The following is a 19,556-nucleotide window of genomic DNA, read 5'->3' on the forward strand; positions in this document are numbered from 1 at the left end:
TTGCCGTCGCGACGGCCGCTCGGGAACGTCGCGGTCGACCTCGACGGTGAACGACACGAACCAGCGGTCAGCAGTCCGGGACACGGTCACGCCGAACAGTCGGGCACGTCCGTCGGCCAGCCGGCCGGTCAGGGCGCCCATCGGCTCGTGGACCTTCACCCGCCCGATCCGGGGCAGCTTCACGTAGGTCTCGTCAGCCGGGCCGTAGGCGCCGGTGGTGTACCGGAACGAGTCACGGGCCTTTCCCCGCTTCTTGAACCTGGGAAAGCCGACCCGCCGGCCCTTCCGCTTCCCTTGCCGGGAGTCGGTGAAGTTCTTCAACCCGCGGGCAAGCTGGTCGAGCCCGGCGCGGAACGCCTCCTTCGAGCACTCGTCCCACCATGGGGCGATGTCCCGCTTGACCGCGTTCCACGCGAGGCGCAGCGCGGGGAGCGTCCACGGGACGGGGGTGAGCAGGTCGCCCGTCAGCCCGTAGGACTGCTCGGCGTCACGCTGGGCGTGCGCGGCCTTCACCCGGGCCAGGCCCCAGTTGTAGGCGAACCTCGACGCCCCGGCGTGGCGGCGGATACCGGCGAGCTGGGCCTGGTTCGGGTCGAGGGCGAAGCGGTACGCCTGGAGCGTCGTCACTCGCCAGCCTCGGTGGCGGCGGCGACGGCGCGGGCGGCCCGGTTCGCCGCGGCCCGACGACCGTACAGCCGGGCGCACAGCGACGTCAGGATCTCGGTGACGTCGCCCACCAGGTCGTCGTCGACCTCGCCCGGGTCGACGACCAGCAGCCGCCGGCCCTGCGCCGACAGCGCCGCCTCGACATACTCGGCGCCGAACCGGGCAAACCGGTCCCGGTGCTCGACGACGATCGTCGCCACGGCCGGGTCGCGCAGCAGGCCGAGGAACTTCCGCCGATGACCGTTGAGCGCCGACCCGACCTCGGTCACGACCCTGCCGACAGCCAGGTTCTGGCTGGCCGCCCAGGTGACGATCCTGGCGACCTGCCGGTCAAGGTCCGGCTTCTGGTCAGCGGACGACACCCGGGCGTACACCACCGCGACGGGGCGCCCGGCCGGCACGGTGGGTTCGTCGACGAGTACCAGCCCACCGACCTTGCGGGCAGGGACCGGGAGCAGGCCGTCGCGGTACCAGCGCCGCGCCGTGGTGTACCCGACGCCGTTCGCGGCGGCCCACTCCTTAAGGTTCACACGAACATCATACGACGCCATCAGAGGCCATCAGACGCCATCGGACGCTGATTCGGCAGCAGCTTTCATCCCCCAGGCTCTGCGCGGTGAAGAACCCGAAGATCGGTACGACGAGGCCGAGCGCGGAGTAGACGCCACAGATCCGGTGCAGCACGCGGACGATCCCGGCAGCACGCTCGTCGCCCGGGGAGGTCAGCGCCAGGCGCGCAGCCGGGGCGAACATGCTGGCGGCCACGGTGACCGGTCCGATCGCGAGGATCGCGGCCAGGACATGCACGCTGAGCAGAAACTTGGTCACGGTATGCCTCTCAGGATCGGCCTAGGATCGGGCGCGGACGGTCTGGATACGGATCCGGTGGCGCCGCGCCCACGCCTCGGCGCTAAGGTCCGGACGGCTCGACGTCCTAGCCGCCACAGACACCATCATCCTTCCGAGACTGGCCGATCCCACCCCACCACTGGCCGCGGACCTGCGCGACGCCCGGCGGTCTACGGCGGCACGCGGCACCCGGACCGAGCGGTCACGCCGGCAGCGCAGATGAGTAGTTCCGGACCGCCGCGTCCACTCGCTCCGCCATCTGGTGGATGATGGTGCCTGCGCGTAACCCGCCTTGTGCCGTGCGTCTTCAGGAGGCTTTCGGTATGCCTTTGCAGGCTGCTATTCGGCTTGATGTTCGGCTTCTCGTACGGATTGACGACCGCATTCTCCTCGCTCGCCCGCCGGGAGAAGCCTGGCATGTCCTTCCGGGCGGTCCGGTGGCGGCGGGAGAGAGCACGGACGACGCTCTCGAACGGCAGGTAGGCCGCCTCGCCGGCCCTCGGACGATCTCCCGGCAGTTCATCGGGGCGGTCGAGCACGACGGAACCATCACCGGCCACTCACCTGAATCCGCAACCGATCACGTGCTCAGTATCATGTTCGCCGGCTTCTGGCCGTCCGACATCCCGACGCCGTCACGCTGGGGGGAGCACACGCTGGTTCCGGTTAACATCAACGTGCTCCTCGCGACACGCCTGCGCCCGCTATCGATGGCCGAGGTGGTACGTCGCTGGCTCGCCGAAGGCTGGCCGCTCTGGCGCGGCCTCGATCCCGCCGTCGGCAACCGGCGGCTGCCCTCCCTGGCCTCACTGCGCGCGCAGCTGTTCGCCCGTCGGGAGGAGCTGCGCAGCCTCACTTTCCGGGACGCCGCCGTGGCGATCTGTGCCCTCGTCACCGCGGCCGATGGTCGCATCGATCCGGCGGAACGCGAGGGACTACTCGGCTTCATCGCCACGGATCCGGTGATGTCCCAGTTTCCCGAACAGGACGTGGAACGGCTCTTCGATGAACATCTGAGCCGTCTCACCGCAGACTTCGCCGCCGGCAAACAGGCCGCGCTGGCCGACATCGCCAAGGTGCGGGGGCGGGCGACGGAAGCCGCCGCCGTGGTGCGCATCGGGCAGGTGATCGGCCTGGTTGACGGCGAGTTCGTCGCCAGCGAGCGGGCCGTGGTGCGGGAGGCCGCCCTCGCCCTCGGCCTGAACACCGCCGAGTTCGCCCTGTGAGGGGCGAGCCGGCGCCGGTTGAACGACGTCGCCGACCCGTCCGCTCATGGCCTCCTCGGCTGGCCTTCCCAGCTGACCTCCTCGGCGCGACGGCACAGAGCGGCCATGTCGGCCCCGGCGGGCAACTCGTACTCCCGAACGTCCAGCACCGGCCGCACCAGCCGGCACCTCATCGTGGCGGCACCGGTGGGGACCGCCGCCGGTCAGCTCTCCTTCTTGATCTCAAACCAAGACAGGATCCTGCCTCCGAACTTCAGGTCACCATCAATCTTGATCTTTCTGGTGAGGAAGAGCTTGGCCCCGCTGGCCTGACCGGAGACCACCCGAACGAAGCGGACACGATCCGTGATAATGGTCAGCGTCTGCTCCCCCGCGGATTCACTCGGGGTCCCGGTGGCGGGCGGTGTCGCCAGAGTGCAGACACCGTCGGCGACCCGCAGCTCGTAGGTGCGCACGGCGCCGCCCGGTCCACCGTTGAGCACGAATCGGACCAGAGCGTTCTCTTCTTGTGCCTGCTCTGGGCGGAAGGTGTCGCGCATCTGCCGGAAGACCTCGTCCAGCACCGCGTCACCGGCCGGCCCACCCAGCAGGTCGGAGACCTCACGCTCCGACATAGCGGGCAGACCGCTGACGAGTTTCGCCGGGTCGGCCGTGGAATCGACGGCAAGATCGGACATAGCCACACTCCTTTGCGTTCGTGTTGGCGTTCGTGGGCGGCAGCCTGTCGGCAGCACGCACGAGCACGCTAGCGAAGACGACACGGCGGCGGTTCCGTGGGCGACGCAACCGGAACATCGCGCGTGACGGCCCAGCCACGGACGGCCCAGCCCACGNANCCGCCGCCCGCCGGCGGGTCACTATCGTGGCCAAGGTGGTCACTCCCACACTTCGACGCGTCGAAATCGACGGGCACCCCGTTCCCCTCGATGAGCCACACCGCCTAGCCCTGCTCCCCCACGGCCACTTCACAGTGCTGCAGGTGCGAGCCGGTCGGGCCCGGGGCCTGCGGTGGCATCTCGCCCGGCTGAATGAGGCGAACCAGGAGCTCTACGGCGAGCCTCTGGACGGCGAGCTGGTTCGCCACCGCATCCGGCAGGCACTGTACGCCACCGAGACGGCCGCCGCCGGCTCCGAGGCCACGGCGACAGCCGCCACCACGCTGGATGCCACGGTCCGGATTGTCGTCACCGAGCAGCCGGACGGCGCAGGGGTGCGCGTCATTGTCGCGATCGGCGAACCGGCAACCATGCCGACCACCCCACAACGGCTGCGGTCAGTGCCGTACCTGCGCCCGTTCGCCCACCTCAAGCATCTCGGGACGTTCNCGCAGATCCAGCACGGCCGGCTCGTCCGCCGTGACGGCTACGACGACGCCCTGTTGACCGCCCCCGGCGGGCTCGTCGCGGAGGGCGCAATGACCAACATCGGTTTCTTCGATGGCAACATGATCGTCTGGCCGGACGCTCCCGCCCTGCGCGGAGTCACCATGACGCTGTTGGAGCAGGCACCGGCGGACGGCGGCCCGCCCAGCGTACGGGCCCCCGTGCGACTGGCGGATCTGGCGGGCCGAGGCCGCCTTCGTCACCAACTCACGCGGGATCGCGCCCGTCCGGCCATCGACGGCCACCTCTTCGCGGGATCCGAATGGCTCATGACGACGCTTACCCGCCGCTACGACGCGGTGCCATGGGATCCGAATGGCTCATGACGACGCTTACCCGCCGCTACGACGCGGTGCCATGGGATCCGATCTGAGCCAGGTCGACGGCGTCCCACATGCCCGGATGCTCCTGCGGAGGCCTGAGGACCGCGTCCACCCCGACCATACGTCCACCCCGGTCTTCGTATTTCCCGAGAGACAATGAATAGCATTTTTCAGAATTATAAAAATATAGCGAGATACCAGAGATACCACGACCTGGCCGCGGCGAGAGCGCCGGAATGGATTTCCGCGCGGCGGGTCGCCGGATACTGTCGGCATGCCCCGCTATTTTTCCTTTCTTCCGATGAAATCTGGCTCCGGACCCATCCCGCTGTCCGTGAAGGAACACCGCAACGATGCCGCTTGCCTCAGCCCGGCTCCTGGTAGCGCTCCTGCTGCACGAACAGCACCGCGTCGAGCCCGCGGGTGTGCCTCTCCGTTACCCCTCCCCGCCTCCCGCGGAACGCCATCTCATCGGCGCGGCGACGGCGCTCGCCGCCNGCCGGGCGAAAGGAGCACTGCGGGAGTTGCGGCAGAGCGAACACGACCCGACCGACCCCGATCACATGGCGGCGCACGAGGCGCTCTACCTCGCCGCGCTGGCTCTCGACCTCAACTGGTCCCCTGATGACGTCGGCGTCGTCCGAGCCTGGGCCACGAGGACGTTCGCTCCGCCTCCGGCCGGCTTGGCCAAACCAGCCGGGCCGTCGCGAACCATGACGGACGCCCCGCTGATCGCCTGGACGACGCAGGTCATCTCCCGTCAACGGCACGCGCTGCTCGAACCGACGACCGCGGTCATCTGCGTGCTCGGCGCCGCGATCATCCCCGGCATTCGGGTGGCGCGGGCACAACTGGCCCTGACCGGTCTCCGCGTCGACCACCGCGAAACCGGCCGGAGGCACGAGCCCGGCCCCCATCACATCCCCCATCGCATGTCCTATCGCCTGCCCCGTCACGTGGTCGTGCACGGTCACGGCGCCGATCCGCCGCGCGCCGCACGGACCGCCGACCCTGCCGGAACACTCGTAATGCAGGCCCTGGCCACGGCTGATCTCTTCGTCACCCATCTCGACGAGCTTCCGGTGCCACAGGCGGCGGCGTACGCGCGGATCCTGCGGGCGGATCTGCTGTTCCGGGCGAACCAGGAGGCCGAGGCCGGCATGGCGTTGGACGCGGTCGAGGCCGGCGCCGGGTCCGACCACGCGACACTGGCCCATGCGGCGCTGGTGCGCGGCGACTGGGCCGGCTTCCCGGACGGCGGGGCGCAGACGCTCGGCCGTCGGCCCGGCGGGAGCCGGGTCATCCGGTCGCGAACGGCCTATCCGGAACGCGCGGAGGAACTGTGGCAGCGGGCCCTGACCGCCTACGGGCGCGCCGGGTCGGAGGGCGGGCGCGCCGCCGGACTGCTCCGGCTGGCCGGGGCGCCGACGGCGGCAGGCCGGCCGATCCTGCGCAGGGCCCGGATCGACGAGGCGGCCCGGCGCGCCCGGACAGCCGGCAACGAGGCGCTGACCTGGCTGGCGAGAGTGCAGAGCCAGGCCGAGCAGGCGGTTGCCGGAGAACCGTCCGCAGCGGGACTGCGGGCCATGATGACGGCGCTGGCCGACTGGTCCAGGCTGGAGGGAAGCACGAGTTACGGCCGCGGGCTCGGCCGACTGCTGATCGACGCCGGCACCGCTGGTGACCCCGATACCGGCACCGCTGGTGACTCCGACGACGTCGAGGCGGCGGACCGCGAGGATCCCNGCCGGCGGCCGGTCAGGATCGCTGCCCGGGGAAGGGTGGCGGAGTCGACGGCCGGGAACCGCGGCCGTTCAGGGACCGGACGATCTGCCTGACCAGTTCAAGCTCCGCCGCCGCACCGTCCTTCTTGTCGACGAGATCGATGTAGCTGATGCCGCGCAACAGCCCGGCCGGGTCACAGGTCTCGACGCGGATCGGAATCAGCGTGCGCTTCACGCCGTTGGGATCCGCCTGCCAGGCCGCCTGCCAGGCCGCCTGCATCTTCTCCGAGGCCAGGTAGCTCTTCGACAGCACGGCGAGGGTACGCCGGGACTGCGAGATCCCTTCATGCAGCAGACCGATCTCGTGCTCACCGGGCAGCGCGTCGAGGGCCGCCAGATGCACCGAATGACCACGGCCTTCCAACACGCGGGCAATCCAGGAGCCCCAGGCCTCATCGGACGGATCCGCGGAGATGAGGAAGTCCCACTTCCCGTCCGCGACCGGCCCCTGATCGGAGCCGTTCGACGGGGTCCGCACCACCGGAAACGGGCGCCCCGGCAGCGTGATCCACGCGAGGCCCTCGTACTTGCCCGCCACCGACACCTCGACTCGGCGGTACTGCGCCGGGTCGAGATCCCGCAGCCGCCCGGCCACCGTACTGTGGTAGAACTCGGACGACAGGACGAGTGCCAGTTCCGCGTCCCTGTCCTGTTCCAGCAACTGCCGGACGGGGTCCGCGTCGACCAGCCGGGCTGCGACCACCGCCGCGTCGCCGACGAAACCACTGCCGCCGATACCCACCTCGCCTTGGTGCAGGGCCAACCGCAACCGGATTCGGCCGGTCTCGTCACGCCCCCGGTTGTAGGTCCGCAGCGCGATCCGCAGTTCCCGGACGAACTCGGTCGCGAGGACAGCCTTGGGAGCGTCGGCGGCCACGGCCGCAAGAAAGCCGTCGCCGCGATCCTGGCGCAGCCGGATCGACCGGGGAGGCAGGCCGGCGCCTCCGACCGCCTCATCGACGATCCGGCGCAGCCCCTCCCGCCAGCTCGCCTGCGTCGCGATGTCCTGACGGCTGTAGTGCCTGGCATCCAGGCAGAAGACGCTGACATGCCGCGGGACGCCGTCCTCCCACGGGGCGCCCTCGCCACGGGAAACACCGTCCTCCCGGACGGCGTCGGCGAAGATCCGGTTGCCCCGATAGTCCCGATGCGCCTCGGTGAGGATGCGCCTCCGGCCGTCCGGCAACAGGCCGTTCTCCAACAGCGACGCGAGTTCGGACCAGAACTCGAACGACGACTCACCCGGGTAGAACTGCGGATGGTGCCGACGCGCCAGCCCGGCACGTTCCAACAGATGAGTCGCCTTCATCTGGTTGGTAAAAGTGGCGGAAAGCGCCTCGATCTCCGCCTCGGTCAGCCGGTCCGTCACGAGTCCCCCGTAGGCATGCCCGCAGAAATCCGGCGACGCGACGGTAGGTGGTCCGTCAGCCGGCGGATTCGTCCTCGAATTCTAACCCGTCCCTACCCGTTGTATTGGATGGGTTCACCGACCTTCGGTATCGTGCGCGGGACCGAGCCGCGGGGAGCGTCCGGGTCTCGCGACGGGTGATGACACCCGCCTCCGCGGCACCGACGCCACCGGCACCGCTCGCATGGTGACCGTCCAGCACAAGGCGACGCTGTTCCTCGGCCGCGGTCTGCTCGACCTGTCGCATGGCGCGGCGCAGGATCGGCGGAGCCATGACCGACGTGACGATCGCGACCAGAACGATGATCGTGTACGTCTCGGTGGAGAGCACCCCCAGCCGCACGCCGACGCTGGCCACCACGATCTCGATGACTCCCCGCGCGTTCATGCCGGCGCCCAGAGCGAGACCCTCCCAGGGGGTCAGCCGACTGGCCCGGGCCCCCGCGTACACACCGGCAAACTTGCCGAAGACCGCGACCGCGAGCACGATCACCGCCGCGAGCAGAACCCGGGTTTCACTCAGAGCAGTGAGATCGACACGCAGGCCCGCCGTCGCGAAGAAGATGGGCGCAAGCACCGCCATCACCACGATTCGCAACGGGGCGACACTGGCATGATCCACCAGGCCGGACGACCCGAGGACGACCCCGCCCAGGAAGGCGCCGAACACCGCCTCCAGCTCCAACGCCTGCGTCCCGGCCGCCGACGCGAGCACCAGCACGGCCACGAAGGCCACGACCGACCCGCTCCTGGCGCCGGGATCGGCGCCAGCCCCGGCCCCGGCACCACTCGTGGCAATGATCCGTCCCAGCACGGCCCGGACGACGACCCGGCCGATCGTCAACGCGAAGATCCCCACCCCGAGGACGTAAAGCACCGACAACGCCGTGTCGCCCGCCCGGACACCGGTGGTCGCCATCGCGGACACGACCGCCAGCATCAGCCAGCCAACGGCGTCATCGATGACCCCGCCGGCCAGCGCGAGCTGCCCGACCTCCCGATGGGTCAGACGCATCTCCATGAGCGTCTTCGCCATCACCGGGATGGCGCTCACGCACATCGCCACCCCGAGGAACAGCGCGAAGACCGTCCGGTCGCCGTCGGGGCCCAGCAGGGAGGACGGCATCAGCACGCCGGTGACGATCCCGAAACCCAACGGCAGGAGCAACCCACCGAGGCTGATCCGGGCGACGGTGAGACTGCGCCGGCGGATGATCCGCGTATCAATCTCGAACCCGCTGAGCGCGACCAGGAAGAGGACACCGAGCTGTCCCACCGCGTCGAGCAGGTGGAACTGCGCGGCGTCACGCGGAAGAAACCAGTCCGAGAAGGTCGGCCACAGCGTTCCGAGCAACGACGGGCCGAGGAGCACGCCGACGCAGAGCTCACCGACGATGGCAGGCATCCGCAGGCGCACGGCGACACGTCCGAGCAGAATTGCCAGACTGAGCAGCATGGCGAGCTGAAGCAGGAACAGCAACAGGGAATGCGGCGGGATCGAGGGGACGGGCCGAGTGGACGTGAGGGACAATGTCTCTCCTCGGACGTCTCGCCACCATTGACGGCGGCGAGGGCTCCAGGCCGACGTCCGACGACCGGCAGGCGCATCGGCGACAGGCCAGCCGAGAGCCGGAATCACGGATACCGGATACCGGATACCGGATTCCTCGTCATCCCCCGTCGCCCCCGTCGCCCGCGCGCCTGCGATTCGGTCGGCTGACGCCGCGGGCACCGGCACTGGTACCGGCGTCCCTCAAGAAGAAACCACAACGGACGCCGGAAAGTCCGCCGTTCGTGTCATCTCCCGCCGCATCCGCCGCCTGACACGGAGCCGTGGAGGGATAATCACGTTTCCGGGCCGGCAACCGTGACCGACCCTCCACACGTCCCTCCGCTCCGCCGGCCTGCGCAGGCTTCACCGGCCTGNGCAGGCGGGGAGAAATCGGCTCAGATGAGGCCGAGCGCGCGGACCGCCTCCCGCTCCTCGGCCAGCTCACGCACCGAGGCGTCGATCTTCTCCCGGGAGAAGGCGTCGAGCTCCAGACCCTGCACGATCTCGAACCGGCCGCCGGACGCGGTGACCGGGAACGAGGAGATGAGCCCCTCGGGCACCCCGTAGGAGCCGTCGGACGGGATCGCCGCCGAGGTCCAGTCGCCCGCCGGGGTGCCGTTGACCCAGGTGAAGATGTGGTCGATGGCCGCGGAGGCGGCCGACGCCGCGGACGAGGCGCCGCGGACCTCAATGATCTCGGCGCCCCGCTTGGCGACCCGCGGGATGAACTCGTCGGCAATCCATGCCTGGTCGCCGACCGCCTCGGCGCCGCTGCGCCCGCCCACCTCGGCGTGGAAGATGTCCGGGTACTGGGTAGCCGAGTGGTTACCCCAGATCGTGATCTTCTTGATCTCGGCGCTGGGCACGCCGAGTTTCTTGGCGAGCTGCGCGATCGCGCGGTTGTGGTCAAGCCGAGTCATCGCGGTGAACCGCTCGGCGGGCACGTCCGGAGCGTGCGTCTGGGCGATGAGCGCATTGGTGTTGGCCGGGTTCCCGACGACGAGGACCCTGATGTCCTCGGCGGCACCACTGTTGATCGCCTCGCCCTGCGGCTTGAAGATCCCGCCGTTGGCGGACAGCAGGTCGCCACGCTCCATGCCCTTGGTCCGCGGGCGTGCGCCGACGAGGAGGGCCACATTAGTGCCCTCGAAGGCCCGCTTGGCGTCGTCNAACNCGNCCNCCCCCGCCAGTAGCGGGAAGGCGCTGTCCTCGAGCTCCAGCGCCGTGCCCTCCGCCGCCCGCACGGCCTGCGGGATCTCCAACAGACGCAACTTCACCGGCGTGTCCGCACCCAGCAGCTGGCCCGACGCGATGCGGAACAGCAGCGCGTAGCCGATCTGACCGGCAGCGCCGGTTACGGTGACGTTGACGGGCGTTGAGCTCACTGGCTTCTCCTGGTGCAGATCACGGAAGATCGGGGTGCGGCCCGTGTCGTCCTCGTAACGATCCCGAGCCGGCCGGGTAACCGGTCCTGGAGCTGGAACGTCTTCTGCCGCCCCAGCGATGCTAGTCCGAGGCTAGTCCGAAGTTCTTGGTCAGGAGGCACGGGCGGCGCGGACGCGGCTCACATCGCGGCGCCACGATGGGGCACGTGCTACCGGCCGATCTCGGTCCCGCACCGTGGTACGGGCGGGACCAGCGCGAAACGTTTCGCGTCCGCGGTGACCTGAAGGAAGGTGTAGCAACGGTTGATCTGCCCGAAATGGGTGGCGAAGTTGACGGGGACGGGCAGCAACCCGTCCGCGTCATAGCCGCGCACCGCCCGCAGGCCCCTGATGAACGTCTCCCGGCTGGGGCATGGCCCGGCGGCCACCAGACCGCGCAGGAACATGTCCGCCGAGATCCACCCGGACAGGGCCGCCTGCTGGGCCGGCGGGGACACCTGGGGCGCGTACTCCAGCATGGCCTGCAGGAACCGCTGGTGAGCGGGAGTCTCCTGCTCGAACGGCAGGTAGTCGACGAAGCTGTAGACCCCGGCCAGCACTCCGCCGAACAATTGCAGGAGACGCTGGTCGTAGCCGGTGGGCGACAGGATGACCCGCAGATCCGCCCGGGCCGCCCGGGCGCCCAGGACCACCTGGCCGAAGGCGGCGCCGGTGACGGCGCCGACCAGGACGTCCGCGCCGCTGTCGCGCACCTTCCGGCCGATGCCCGGGATGTCGATCGGCCCGGTCGCGTCGATCCGGCCGAGCACCCGCACCCCGGCCGCGGCGAGGCTCAACGCCATCTTGTCGGCGAGGGTCACGGAGGTCGCCGAGAACCCGGACTGGGCGATGATCGCCCGGTGGCCGCCGCGCTCGGCGACGAACTCACCCCAGGTCGTGACGGACGGCCCGTCGAAGATCATATTTGAGTAGCTGAACATGTTGTCGTTATGGGTCCAGGCCGCCTCCAGCGAGGTACCGGTCACCGGTATTCGCCGGCTATTGAGATAACCGGCGGAACCACTGGCCACGGAGGTCGACTCGATGATTCCGAACACCTGGTCGTTCTCCACGAGCCCCCGGGCGGCGGCCTGGTTTCCGGCGGGATTCGAGGCGTCATCCCGCCAGACATAGACCACTTTTCGGCCATACACACCGCCCGCCTTGTCGGCCACCCCGAGCCGGGCGTCCACCCCGGCCCGGAAGGAGCGGAACAGTGACGCCGCGTTTCCGGTGTCCGGATAGAGCAGGCCGAATCTGATCGCGTCCGGAGCGACGCCCGGCGCCGCGCAGGCCGGGGACGCGGTCGGCCCGTCGGTGGAGACCCGGCAGCCGACCGCTCCCAAGCCGATCAGGAGGCTCACGAGCCCGAGCAGCGCGGCCCGGCGGTCCGCACGACGGCGCCGAGGCCGGTGCGGCCCGACTCCCAGAGCCGTGACGCTCCCCACTCCATCAAGCCTGAACCAGAAGAACCACCCTTCGATGCCATTCCGTTGATTTTGTGAGATTCACCGAAGATCGATCGCTCCCGGTTTCAGGATCCGATCCCGCTTCGGGCTCCCCACGCGGTGCCGCGTGGGGAGCGATACCGCGTGGGGGTGGGGCCCGGTCGGCCCGGTCAGTCCGGTCGGCCCGGTCAGAACGCCGCCGCGGCGGCCCGGGCGATGGCCTGGTCAAGGGGGGCGGGACCACCGCTCACCCCGACGGCCCCCACGATCACCCCGTTCCGCCACAGCGGCAGCGCACCGGGCAGACCGGTGACGACCGGTTCCGCCGGCGACGGACGCTCCCGTCCGACGCGGCCGTCACCCGTGGCAGGTGCCTCGCCGCCGGCATGCGCCTCGCCGCCGGCATGCGCCTCGCCGCCAGCGTGTCCCTCGCCACCGGTATGACTGACCAGATGGGCCGGCGGAGCCCAGGCCCGAGCCGCGCACGCCTTGTCGACGGAGATATCCGCGGTCTCGAGCCGGGCATTGTCCATCCGGACGTGGGCAACCAGAATTCCGGCGTGGTCAACGACAGCAATGTTAACCGGTTGACCGAGGTGAACCGCATATTTCTCCCCGGCGGCGATGATCCGACGGGCGTCCTCGAGCGATACGGTCATCCGCGACTCTCCCCATAAAGCGGCGTTCCGGTGCGCTTGACCATAGGCCCTGGCTGACCGTCAGGTGGTGGAAGGCGCGCCGCGTAACCACCGTCGCGCATGGCACTCCCGAGCGGCGAACGGCAGGATAACGGCAGGATACAGGTGGACACCGGGTATCCCCGGGCCCCCGGCCGGGGAACCGGAGGGTCAGGTCGCGGCGACGAGCGGGAGGACGGCCCGGGGGCAGCGGTGGATCAACCTGCTGGAGAGATAGCCGCCGCCCAGCAGGTCCAGCAGAGCACCGGCGCCCGGATGATCCAGCCGGCCGACCCGGTGCAGGCCGCGCAGACGCAACAGACCGGGCAGGTGCGCCTCGATGGCTCGTTGGTCGGGCCGGGGAGCTCCATCGAGCCAGGTGTCGAACCGCGCGCCGGTCATGATTTCCCACACGACCGTGTCCGCGACGGCACCGGTGCCGTCGGTGACGGTCACCAGATGGGGTACCCGGATCAGATCGGCGAAGCCGCTGAGATCCGGCCGCACCCCGGCGGTGACGACGTTGTCACCGACCTCCGGCTCGCTGCCGGACCCGGGGGGGCCGCCGGGGGCGGGCGTACCGCCTGCTCCCGGCCGTCTCAGGGCATTGCGCAGATGAGAGGCGAACGCCAAGGCCAGCGCGCTGCGACCTGGCGGGCTGGCCTGAGCGTGCAGGACGATGGCGTCGACTCCCGGCGCGCGGAGCCGCTCGGCCGCCGCGCGAACCAGCCAGGCCGGCTCGACCAGGACGAAACCGACCTGCGCGCGCCGCCGCTCCTCGATGGCGTCACAGCCGCGGATGGCGTCACAGCCGCGTCCTGACGGGGTCCGCACCCTCATGGACTCGTGAATCCACTGGCAGGTGATGAGCCCGTCGGCACCGGGAAGTGAGAGGAGCGGCAGATCCTCCGAGCTGAAGATCCGTTCAGGGATCGACGTGGGCATACTGTCTCCGTCTCGCCACGCGCCCGCCCGGTCCGGCCGGGCACCGCCCCCCAGGCCACAATCGGCCGCGGTGCCCACACCGTCCACGACCCGGTGTGGGCTCCCTGCATAGGGAGCCCACACGGCGATGGAACGTACCCGCCTCGTCGAGGCTGCCGGAACCGGGAAGGCCATGACGGGCGCGACTACTGGAGCAGGTTGTCGAAGTCGCCGTCTTTGGCCCCGAGTATCAGAGCCTCGATTTCAGCTCGGGTATACACCAGAGCGGGTCCGTTTGGATGCCGAGAGTTACGGACGGCAACTTCGTCACCCGGAAGCTTCGCCATTTCGACGCAGTTTCCCTGCGAGTTGCTCCGACGACTCTTCTGCCATGTCACGCGCTGCAGTGCCGCGGCGGACATACCGCTGTAGATCTTGGTCATGTCGATCTCCTGAAGCCCCGGGAAGCCATGCCGCCACGGCCCCGACCCACGCCGTCCGCTCGCCATACCACCGACGGGCCAACCACCGACCGCCGGCCGACCGCCAGCCAAACCCACGATGGAACACCCCCCCGGAAGACCGTCCCATCATGCCAGCGTGTGCGGCTGCACGAACTTTGGCTCACGATACAGCACGGTCGGGTGCACGTGCATCAAGCGGGTGACAGATGCCCGGCCCGACGCCTCGCGCCGCCGCGGCCTCCACGCCGAACCAGTCCCGGGGCGGCCCCAGGGAAGCCCAAAGAAAGATCAAGAGAAGATCAAGGGAGCATCGACAGCTTCCGACGAAGGCGCCGAGAATGTTGATATAACTACCAAAAGCACTAAAAATCCCATCACAAGAACCATGCAGGCACCACGAATCTGCGCCCAGTCCGCCCGTGAGGCTCCGCAGAAGGACCATGGACGGGCCTCGACCCCACTAGGCGAAACGTCCGAAAAATCCGAAGAGTGACGAATCCGACCCATGCGCCAGGCACCCGTACAAGGCGGCCGCGGACCGAGCCGGGAGAAAAAGATCCCCGGTCTGGGGCGAGACGCGCGCTCACGACGGGGCACTCCGGCTCCCCGGACGACGGGAGGCCGGCCGCGCGCGACCTGACTGTGCACAAGGTCATAGCCTCGGCGTAGCGAAAACCGTGGCCCTTCCGGTCCACTCGTGGTCCCGGGGCCCGCGACATAGCTGTAAAACAACGGGGGACACCTCGACAGCACTCGACGGAGATCGTGCACCAGAACCAGCGCGGCGGCGAAGAGCGCCGGCGTGAACCCGGAGAGATCCGCGGAGGGACCGGACGGCGGAGGGACCGGACGGCGGAGGGACCGGACGGCGGAGGGGAACCCGATGGGGAGAGTGGGGGGAGGAGCGAAGAGGGGTGCAGCCGTGGAGAGTAACACTAGGAAGCACACGATCGCCGTCCGGGGGCCCGAAGTCCTCACGCCCCTGGAATCTGGCACCGTGAGAGTGGAATGTCCGGACATGTCATCGTCCACACCATTGCGCCTGCACCCGACAGCCGGGGGCACCCCTACCCCCCGTTAAACGGAGACCCGTCGTCGGCGCTCCCCGTAAGCGTGTATACAAATAATCCTCACCACGCTAAACACGCGCGTGTCACCCAGACGAGAGAACCAGCCACCCATCCGGAACCAGAAGATCGAGTATCTTACTCTTGCGTTGACCATGGCGAGGGGGCCGACCGTGACGACAGCTCAGCCGGGAAGTGGACCGACCGTACGTCGGATCCTGCTCGGCTCTCAGCTCCGTCGACTTCGCGAGGAGAAGGGCATCAGCCGGGAGACCGCCGGCTACCACATCCGCGCATCAGAGTCGAAGATCAGCCGGATGGAGCTTGGCCGCGTCAGCTTCAAAGAACGCGACGTCGCCGACCTGCTGACCTTCTATCAGGTCACGGACGATGCAGAGCGCGCCCCATTGCTGGCCCTTGTCCGGGAGGCGAACGCCGCTGGCTGGTGGCAGAACTTCAACGACGTTCTCCCGTCCTGGTTCCAGCCGTACATCGGCTTGGAGGAGGCGGCCCAGCTCATCCGGACCTACGAACTCCAGTTCATTCCGGGCCTGTTGCAGACCGAGGACTACGCCCGAGCGATCATCACGCAAGGTAGTGGTGGCCTACCAGTCGACGTCATCGAGCGCCGGGTCAGCGTGCGGCTCAACCGGCAGAAGCTGCTGTGCCGTAAGGACCCGCCACGGCTCTGGATAGTCATCGACGAGGCGGCGCTGCGTCGGCCGATCGGCGGACCGAAGGTGATGCGGGCCCAGCTCGAGCACCTCATCGCCGTGTCCGAGCTGCCGAACCTCACCCTGCAGGTGATGCCGTTCGCCTTTGGCGGCCACGCGGCGGAGGGTGGGGCCTTTACGATCCTCCGCTTCCCCGAAATGGACCTGCCGGACGTGGTCTACCTGGAGCAGCTCACCGGTTCCGCCTACCTCGACAAGCGCGAGGACGTCGACCGGTACATGGAGGTGTATAACCGGCTCAGTGTCGACAGCACGACCCCGGGTGACACTGCCGAGCTGCTACGGCGCATCATCACCGAGCTCTGAACGCGGTTCGCTCCCAGCCCGCCGACCGGCTGCCCCGCCGGCCCGCCGGCCTAACTACTCGGCCAGCCCACCGGCCCGCCGTTCTGCTGGCCTGCCGTCCTACTGCTCCGCCATCCCGCCGTTCCGCCGGCCTACTACTCCGCCAGCCCACCGATCGACTCGACCCGCCCGGTCGGGTCCGTGACCGCGCTCGCCGCCGGCCAGGTCAGCTCCAGGCTGAGACACCGATCGTCCAGCTCCACCGCGACCTCGATCCCGCCCGCGTCCTCTCCCCCGCGGCCGAGCTGCGGGGGCGGCAGGCCCTGCGGCCAGGGCAGCGAGACGAAAACACTGCCGCCGGCCGGCGTCCACAGGACCGTCACAATCGCCCGGCCGCCGGGGACGGCGGCGAGCACCTCCCGCACCTGATCGGCCACCATGGCCCGCACAGGAGCTGGCGCGAGCCGCAGATCGCCGGACAGCTGGATCTGGACGGTCATTCCCGCGGCCTCGGCGTCGGCGACGACCACGTCGAGGTCCGCCAGCGCCGACGACGGACCACCCCCGGTGATCATGCGACGGACAGCGGCCGCCCGCATCGCGCACCTGCTCCGAACGGCGGCTTCCCGCGGGTCCAACCAACCGCCCGCGACCCCGTCGAGTAACGGCAGCACCTCCCACCCCACGGTGCGCAACCACTGCGCCCGCTCCCACCTGATCATGGTGGACGCATCCACCTGGGCGGCGACCTCAGCCTCGGCGGCCAAGGCGCGGGCGGTCGTCTCCGCGGTGCCGCGCAGCAGGGGACCCAGCATCGCGGTCACGATCTGCACCCCGCACGCACCGTAGATCAGTACCCCCAGCCGCGCCAGCACCAGCGATTCGGTGCTACCGCGCAGGAACACCGCAACGATCATCATGGCAATCGCGACCAGCAGCGCACCCACCCATTCCCAGAGTGGCCGGGAGGCGGTGATGAACGCTAGGAGCAGGGGAAGCACGAGCAACGGCCAGTCCGCAATCCGGACGATGTCCGCGCCGACGGTGTTCGCTATGCCGGCGACGGCGACGGCGACGGCCAGGAACAGCAGCACGGCCGCCTCGGGACCGCTGATCGGCCGACTCCGTCCGCGCCGGACGAAGACGACGGTGAGCACGGCCACCAGCAGCCACAGCGCTCCCGCTCCGGCCATCGTCCGCACCCACCCACCCGTGCCGACCAACGGCACGAGCATGATGATCAGCCACAGCCCGGCGATCTGCCCGAGCGCCCGGCGCAGCCCGGCGGCATAGGCGTCGCGTAGCTCGGCGGCGATCGCGGCGACGTCCCGACGATCGGCGACCCGCCCGCCGGCCCTTCCGGCTCCGTGATCATCCCGATCGCCACGATCATCGCGATCATCGCTTGGATGTGGTCGCGTCACGTGCCCCGTCGTCGCGTCCGGGGCGCGCCACTGCAGTTCCACAACGGTGCCCTGCCCCGGGCGCGCGTCGATGCGGGCGGTCCCGGCAACATCCACCAGCCGTCCGACGATGGACTCGCGCAGCCCGAGCCGGGCGGAGTCGACCCGCCGCGGGTCGAAGCCGCACCCGGCGTCGGACACCGTCACGATGAGCAGGCCCGGGCCACCGCCGAGGAGCAGCGAGGCACGCCGGGTGCCGGCGTGCCGTTCCACGTTGACCAGCGCCTCGCCGACCGCTCCGACGAAGGCCTCCACGACCACCGCCGGGGGCTCACCGGGAGGTTCCCCCGCGATGGCTGGGAGACGCTGGTCGTCGAGGCTGACCTGCAGCCCCCGTCGAGTGGCGTCGCGGACGACCTCGGCCAGCCGCTCGCCGATCGGNGGACCGACCTCGTCGTCCCGGTCGAGCAGGCCGCGCACGGCGGTGAGGCTCTGCGCACATCGACGCCGGGTGAGTTCCACGTCCCGTCCCCCGCCCCAGGCGATGCCGGTCAGGGTGTTCAGCACCGTGTCGTGGATGACTCGCTCCCGTTCCCGGCGGTCGCGGGCGACGGCGAGGACGACCGCCTCGCTGCGGTGCCGGGCCGCGACGTTCGCCCAGCGCTGGTCGGCCGTGCGGGCGATCCGGCGCAGTCGACCGATCGCCAGCCCGAGTAGACCGGGAATGATCAGCAGCATGGCGGTCTGAGAGAAGACCTGGGGATTGTGGCCCCAGCCGCCTACGAGAGTGGCGCCGCACAGCGTCAGGAGCAGGACCGACGCGACGGCCGTCGGAAATGTCCAGACCGTCACGATCCCGGCGTTGATGGCGGTCAGGAAGACGAAGTTCCCGCTGTCCCCCACCGAAGCGGGCGGCAACCAGGACGAGGCCGTCAGGGCGAGGACCGCCGACATCGCGACCGTGACGGTGGTCATCGATCGACGGATCCCGCGTCGCAGGCCGACGACGNANAAGACGAGNCCGCCGATGGCCGTCAGCCCCGCGACGGCCATCGCCGCCGGCCTGTGGTCGTACCAGCGCCAGACCGCGACGTAGCACACCGTCAGCAGAACCGCGACCGCCCGCAGGGTGACGAGGACGCGCCCCATGACCTGTTCCAGCGCCTGGTAAGCCCGGCCCAGCTCGACGGAGGCTCGGCCCAGCTCGAGCGCGCCCTCCCCGAAGGCGGTCACCGTGCCCGCGGAGGCGGAGGCGGAGGCGGAGGCGACCGTGGGCACGGTGGCCGGCGCCACGGACGGGACCGCCTCGCGCACCCCGGACGAGGCCGCCTCCCGCCCGTCGGCGGTCACGCCCTGCCCGGCCCGAGGAGGTCGCCCGGACCAGGGTGGGGGCCGACTTCGCACCTCATCATCATGAGGGCTCAGCCCCCTCAACATCGAGGTTCCTGTCGACGACAAGGTTGCGACGGCACAGAGGTTGCGACGGCACAGAGGTTGCGACGGCACAGAGGTTGCGACGGCATAAAGGCCGCGACGGCGTCGAGCGGCGGCCCCCCGCCGACCGGGTGGGCTGTTGGCAGGCTACCGGCCGCACCTCGCCTTGGTCGGCAAAGGACCGCCTCGCCTCTCATCCGTCGAACCTCTCATCCGTCGAAGAGGTAACGGGATGGCCCGACCTCCAGTTCAGGGGAGCAAGACACGGTCCAGGGACCGCAGACCGTGCTCAGGTCCCCAAAATTCGCCGGCCGAAGAGTCGTCGCCGCCGCCCGACGGGCCGGAGGAACGCAACGCCGCCGGGACAGCTGTGCCCTAGGCTTAACGACGTGTGGAAAGGCAGCTCTTGAACCCTCCCGCCACGCCGCCGCCCACGCCGCCGCAGCAGCCGTCACCACCGGCAGGCCCAGTGCCACCGGCAGGCCCAGTGCCACCGGCAGGCCCAG

Annotated in this window: 13 protein-coding genes and 2 pseudogenes; 3 read left to right on the forward strand and 12 right to left on the reverse strand. The window is 69.8% G+C overall.

Annotated elements, in window-relative coordinates:
- The 3 genes and pseudogenes from ALLO2_RS10025 to ALLO2_RS10035 all read right to left on the reverse strand — a co-directional run.
- Positions 1-627: helix-turn-helix domain-containing protein (locus ALLO2_RS10025; RefSeq protein WP_035731446.1), on the reverse strand; the 627-nt coding region annotated here is incomplete at its 3' end.
- Positions 624-1,196 carry an IS607 family transposase gene (locus ALLO2_RS10030; protein WP_035731448.1) on the reverse strand — a complete coding sequence of 191 codons (573 nt, stop codon included), beginning with the start codon at positions 1,194-1,196 and terminating at the stop codon, positions 624-626. The genes ALLO2_RS10025 and ALLO2_RS10030, both read right to left, overlap by 4 nt.
- Before the next feature lie 70 nt (positions 1,197-1,266).
- Positions 1,267-1,494, reverse strand: a pseudogene (locus ALLO2_RS10035) (protease); the annotation flags it as partial.
- A gap of 344 nt (positions 1,495-1,838) precedes the next feature.
- Here ALLO2_RS10035 and ALLO2_RS10040 point away from each other — a divergent pair.
- Positions 1,839-2,741 (forward strand): TerB family tellurite resistance protein, encoded by a 903-nt coding sequence (locus ALLO2_RS10040; protein WP_023840332.1) that lies wholly within the window; start codon positions 1,839-1,841, stop codon positions 2,739-2,741.
- A 203-nt stretch (positions 2,742-2,944) separates the two neighbouring features.
- On the opposite strand, the gene ALLO2_RS10045 is transcribed toward ALLO2_RS10040, so the two are convergent.
- Positions 2,945-3,418, reverse strand: coding sequence for an SCP2 sterol-binding domain-containing protein (locus ALLO2_RS10045; protein ID WP_011437813.1), 474 nt, complete (start codon positions 3,416-3,418; stop codon positions 2,945-2,947).
- Between the two features lie 194 nt (positions 3,419-3,612).
- Here ALLO2_RS10045 and ALLO2_RS10050 point away from each other — a divergent pair, with 194 nt between their 5' ends.
- Positions 3,613-4,449, forward strand: coding sequence for an aminotransferase class IV (locus tag ALLO2_RS10050; RefSeq protein ID WP_232235009.1), 837 nt, complete (start codon positions 3,613-3,615; stop codon positions 4,447-4,449).
- A gap of 1,755 nt (positions 4,450-6,204) precedes the next feature.
- On the opposite strand, the gene ALLO2_RS10060 is transcribed toward ALLO2_RS10050, so the two are convergent.
- The 7 genes and pseudogenes from ALLO2_RS10060 to ALLO2_RS10090 all read right to left on the reverse strand — a co-directional run bounded on the left by ALLO2_RS10060 (position 6,205) and on the right by ALLO2_RS10090 (position 14,106).
- Complete coding sequence (locus tag ALLO2_RS10060; RefSeq protein ID WP_011437818.1) at positions 6,205-7,599, reverse strand: toll/interleukin-1 receptor domain-containing protein; 1,395 nt, start codon at positions 7,597-7,599, stop codon at positions 6,205-6,207.
- Between the two features lie 55 nt (positions 7,600-7,654).
- Positions 7,655-9,169, reverse strand: a complete 1,515-nt coding sequence (locus tag ALLO2_RS10065; RefSeq protein ID WP_023840335.1) for a cation:proton antiporter — start codon at positions 9,167-9,169, stop codon at positions 7,655-7,657.
- Positions 9,170-9,585: 416 nt separating this feature from the next.
- A pseudogene (locus ALLO2_RS10070) lies at positions 9,586-10,575 on the reverse strand (malate dehydrogenase).
- A 209-nt stretch (positions 10,576-10,784) separates the two neighbouring features.
- Positions 10,785-11,969 (reverse strand): ABC transporter substrate-binding protein, encoded by a 1,185-nt coding sequence (locus ALLO2_RS10075; protein ID WP_108913531.1) that lies wholly within the window; start codon positions 11,967-11,969, stop codon positions 10,785-10,787.
- Positions 11,970-12,250: 281 nt separating this feature from the next.
- Positions 12,251-12,721, reverse strand: coding sequence for a heme-binding protein (locus ALLO2_RS10080; protein ID WP_011437822.1), 471 nt, complete (start codon positions 12,719-12,721; stop codon positions 12,251-12,253).
- Between the two features lie 189 nt (positions 12,722-12,910).
- Positions 12,911-13,684 (reverse strand): hypothetical protein, encoded by a 774-nt coding sequence (locus ALLO2_RS10085; protein WP_011437823.1) that lies wholly within the window; start codon positions 13,682-13,684, stop codon positions 12,911-12,913.
- A 185-nt stretch (positions 13,685-13,869) separates the two neighbouring features.
- Entirely contained in the window at positions 13,870-14,106 is a 237-nt protein-coding gene (locus ALLO2_RS10090; protein WP_011437824.1) for a DUF397 domain-containing protein, read from the reverse strand.
- A 1,261-nt stretch (positions 14,107-15,367) separates the two neighbouring features.
- Here ALLO2_RS10090 and ALLO2_RS10095 point away from each other — a divergent pair.
- A complete protein-coding gene (locus ALLO2_RS10095) occupies positions 15,368-16,234 on the forward strand; it encodes a helix-turn-helix transcriptional regulator (RefSeq protein ID WP_011437825.1) in 867 nt (288 codons plus the stop codon).
- 134 nt (positions 16,235-16,368) lie between these two features.
- Here the strand turns inward: ALLO2_RS10095 and ALLO2_RS10100 are convergent, their stop codons facing one another.
- Positions 16,369-19,020 carry a histidine kinase gene (locus ALLO2_RS10100; RefSeq protein WP_232235010.1) on the reverse strand — a complete coding sequence of 884 codons (2,652 nt, stop codon included), beginning with the start codon at positions 19,018-19,020 and terminating at the stop codon, positions 16,369-16,371.
- Between the last annotated feature and the right edge of the window lie 536 nt (positions 19,021-19,556).

It is taken from the genome of Frankia sp. Allo2 (assembly GCF_000733325.1).
Taxonomy (GTDB): Bacteria; Actinomycetota; Actinomycetes; order Frankiales; family Frankiaceae; genus Frankia; species Frankia casuarinae.

What these genes read in the sequence shown, in the direction of transcription:
- ALLO2_RS10040 (WP_023840332.1), top strand. Translation starts at nt 1,839, where the DNA reads ATGCCTTTGCAGGCTGCTATTCGGCTTGATGTTCGGCTTCTCGTACGG.
- ALLO2_RS10045 (WP_011437813.1), bottom strand. Translation starts at nt 3,418, where the DNA reads ATGTCCGATCTTGCCGTCGATTCCACGGCCGACCCGGCGAAACTCGTC.
- ALLO2_RS10080 (WP_011437822.1), bottom strand. Translation starts at nt 12,721, where the DNA reads ATGACCGTATCGCTCGAGGACGCCCGTCGGATCATCGCCGCCGGGGAG.
- ALLO2_RS10085 (WP_011437823.1), bottom strand. Translation starts at nt 13,684, where the DNA reads ATGCCCACGTCGATCCCTGAACGGATCTTCAGCTCGGAGGATCTGCCG.
- ALLO2_RS10090 (WP_011437824.1), bottom strand. Translation starts at nt 14,106, where the DNA reads ATGACCAAGATCTACAGCGGTATGTCCGCCGCGGCACTGCAGCGCGTG.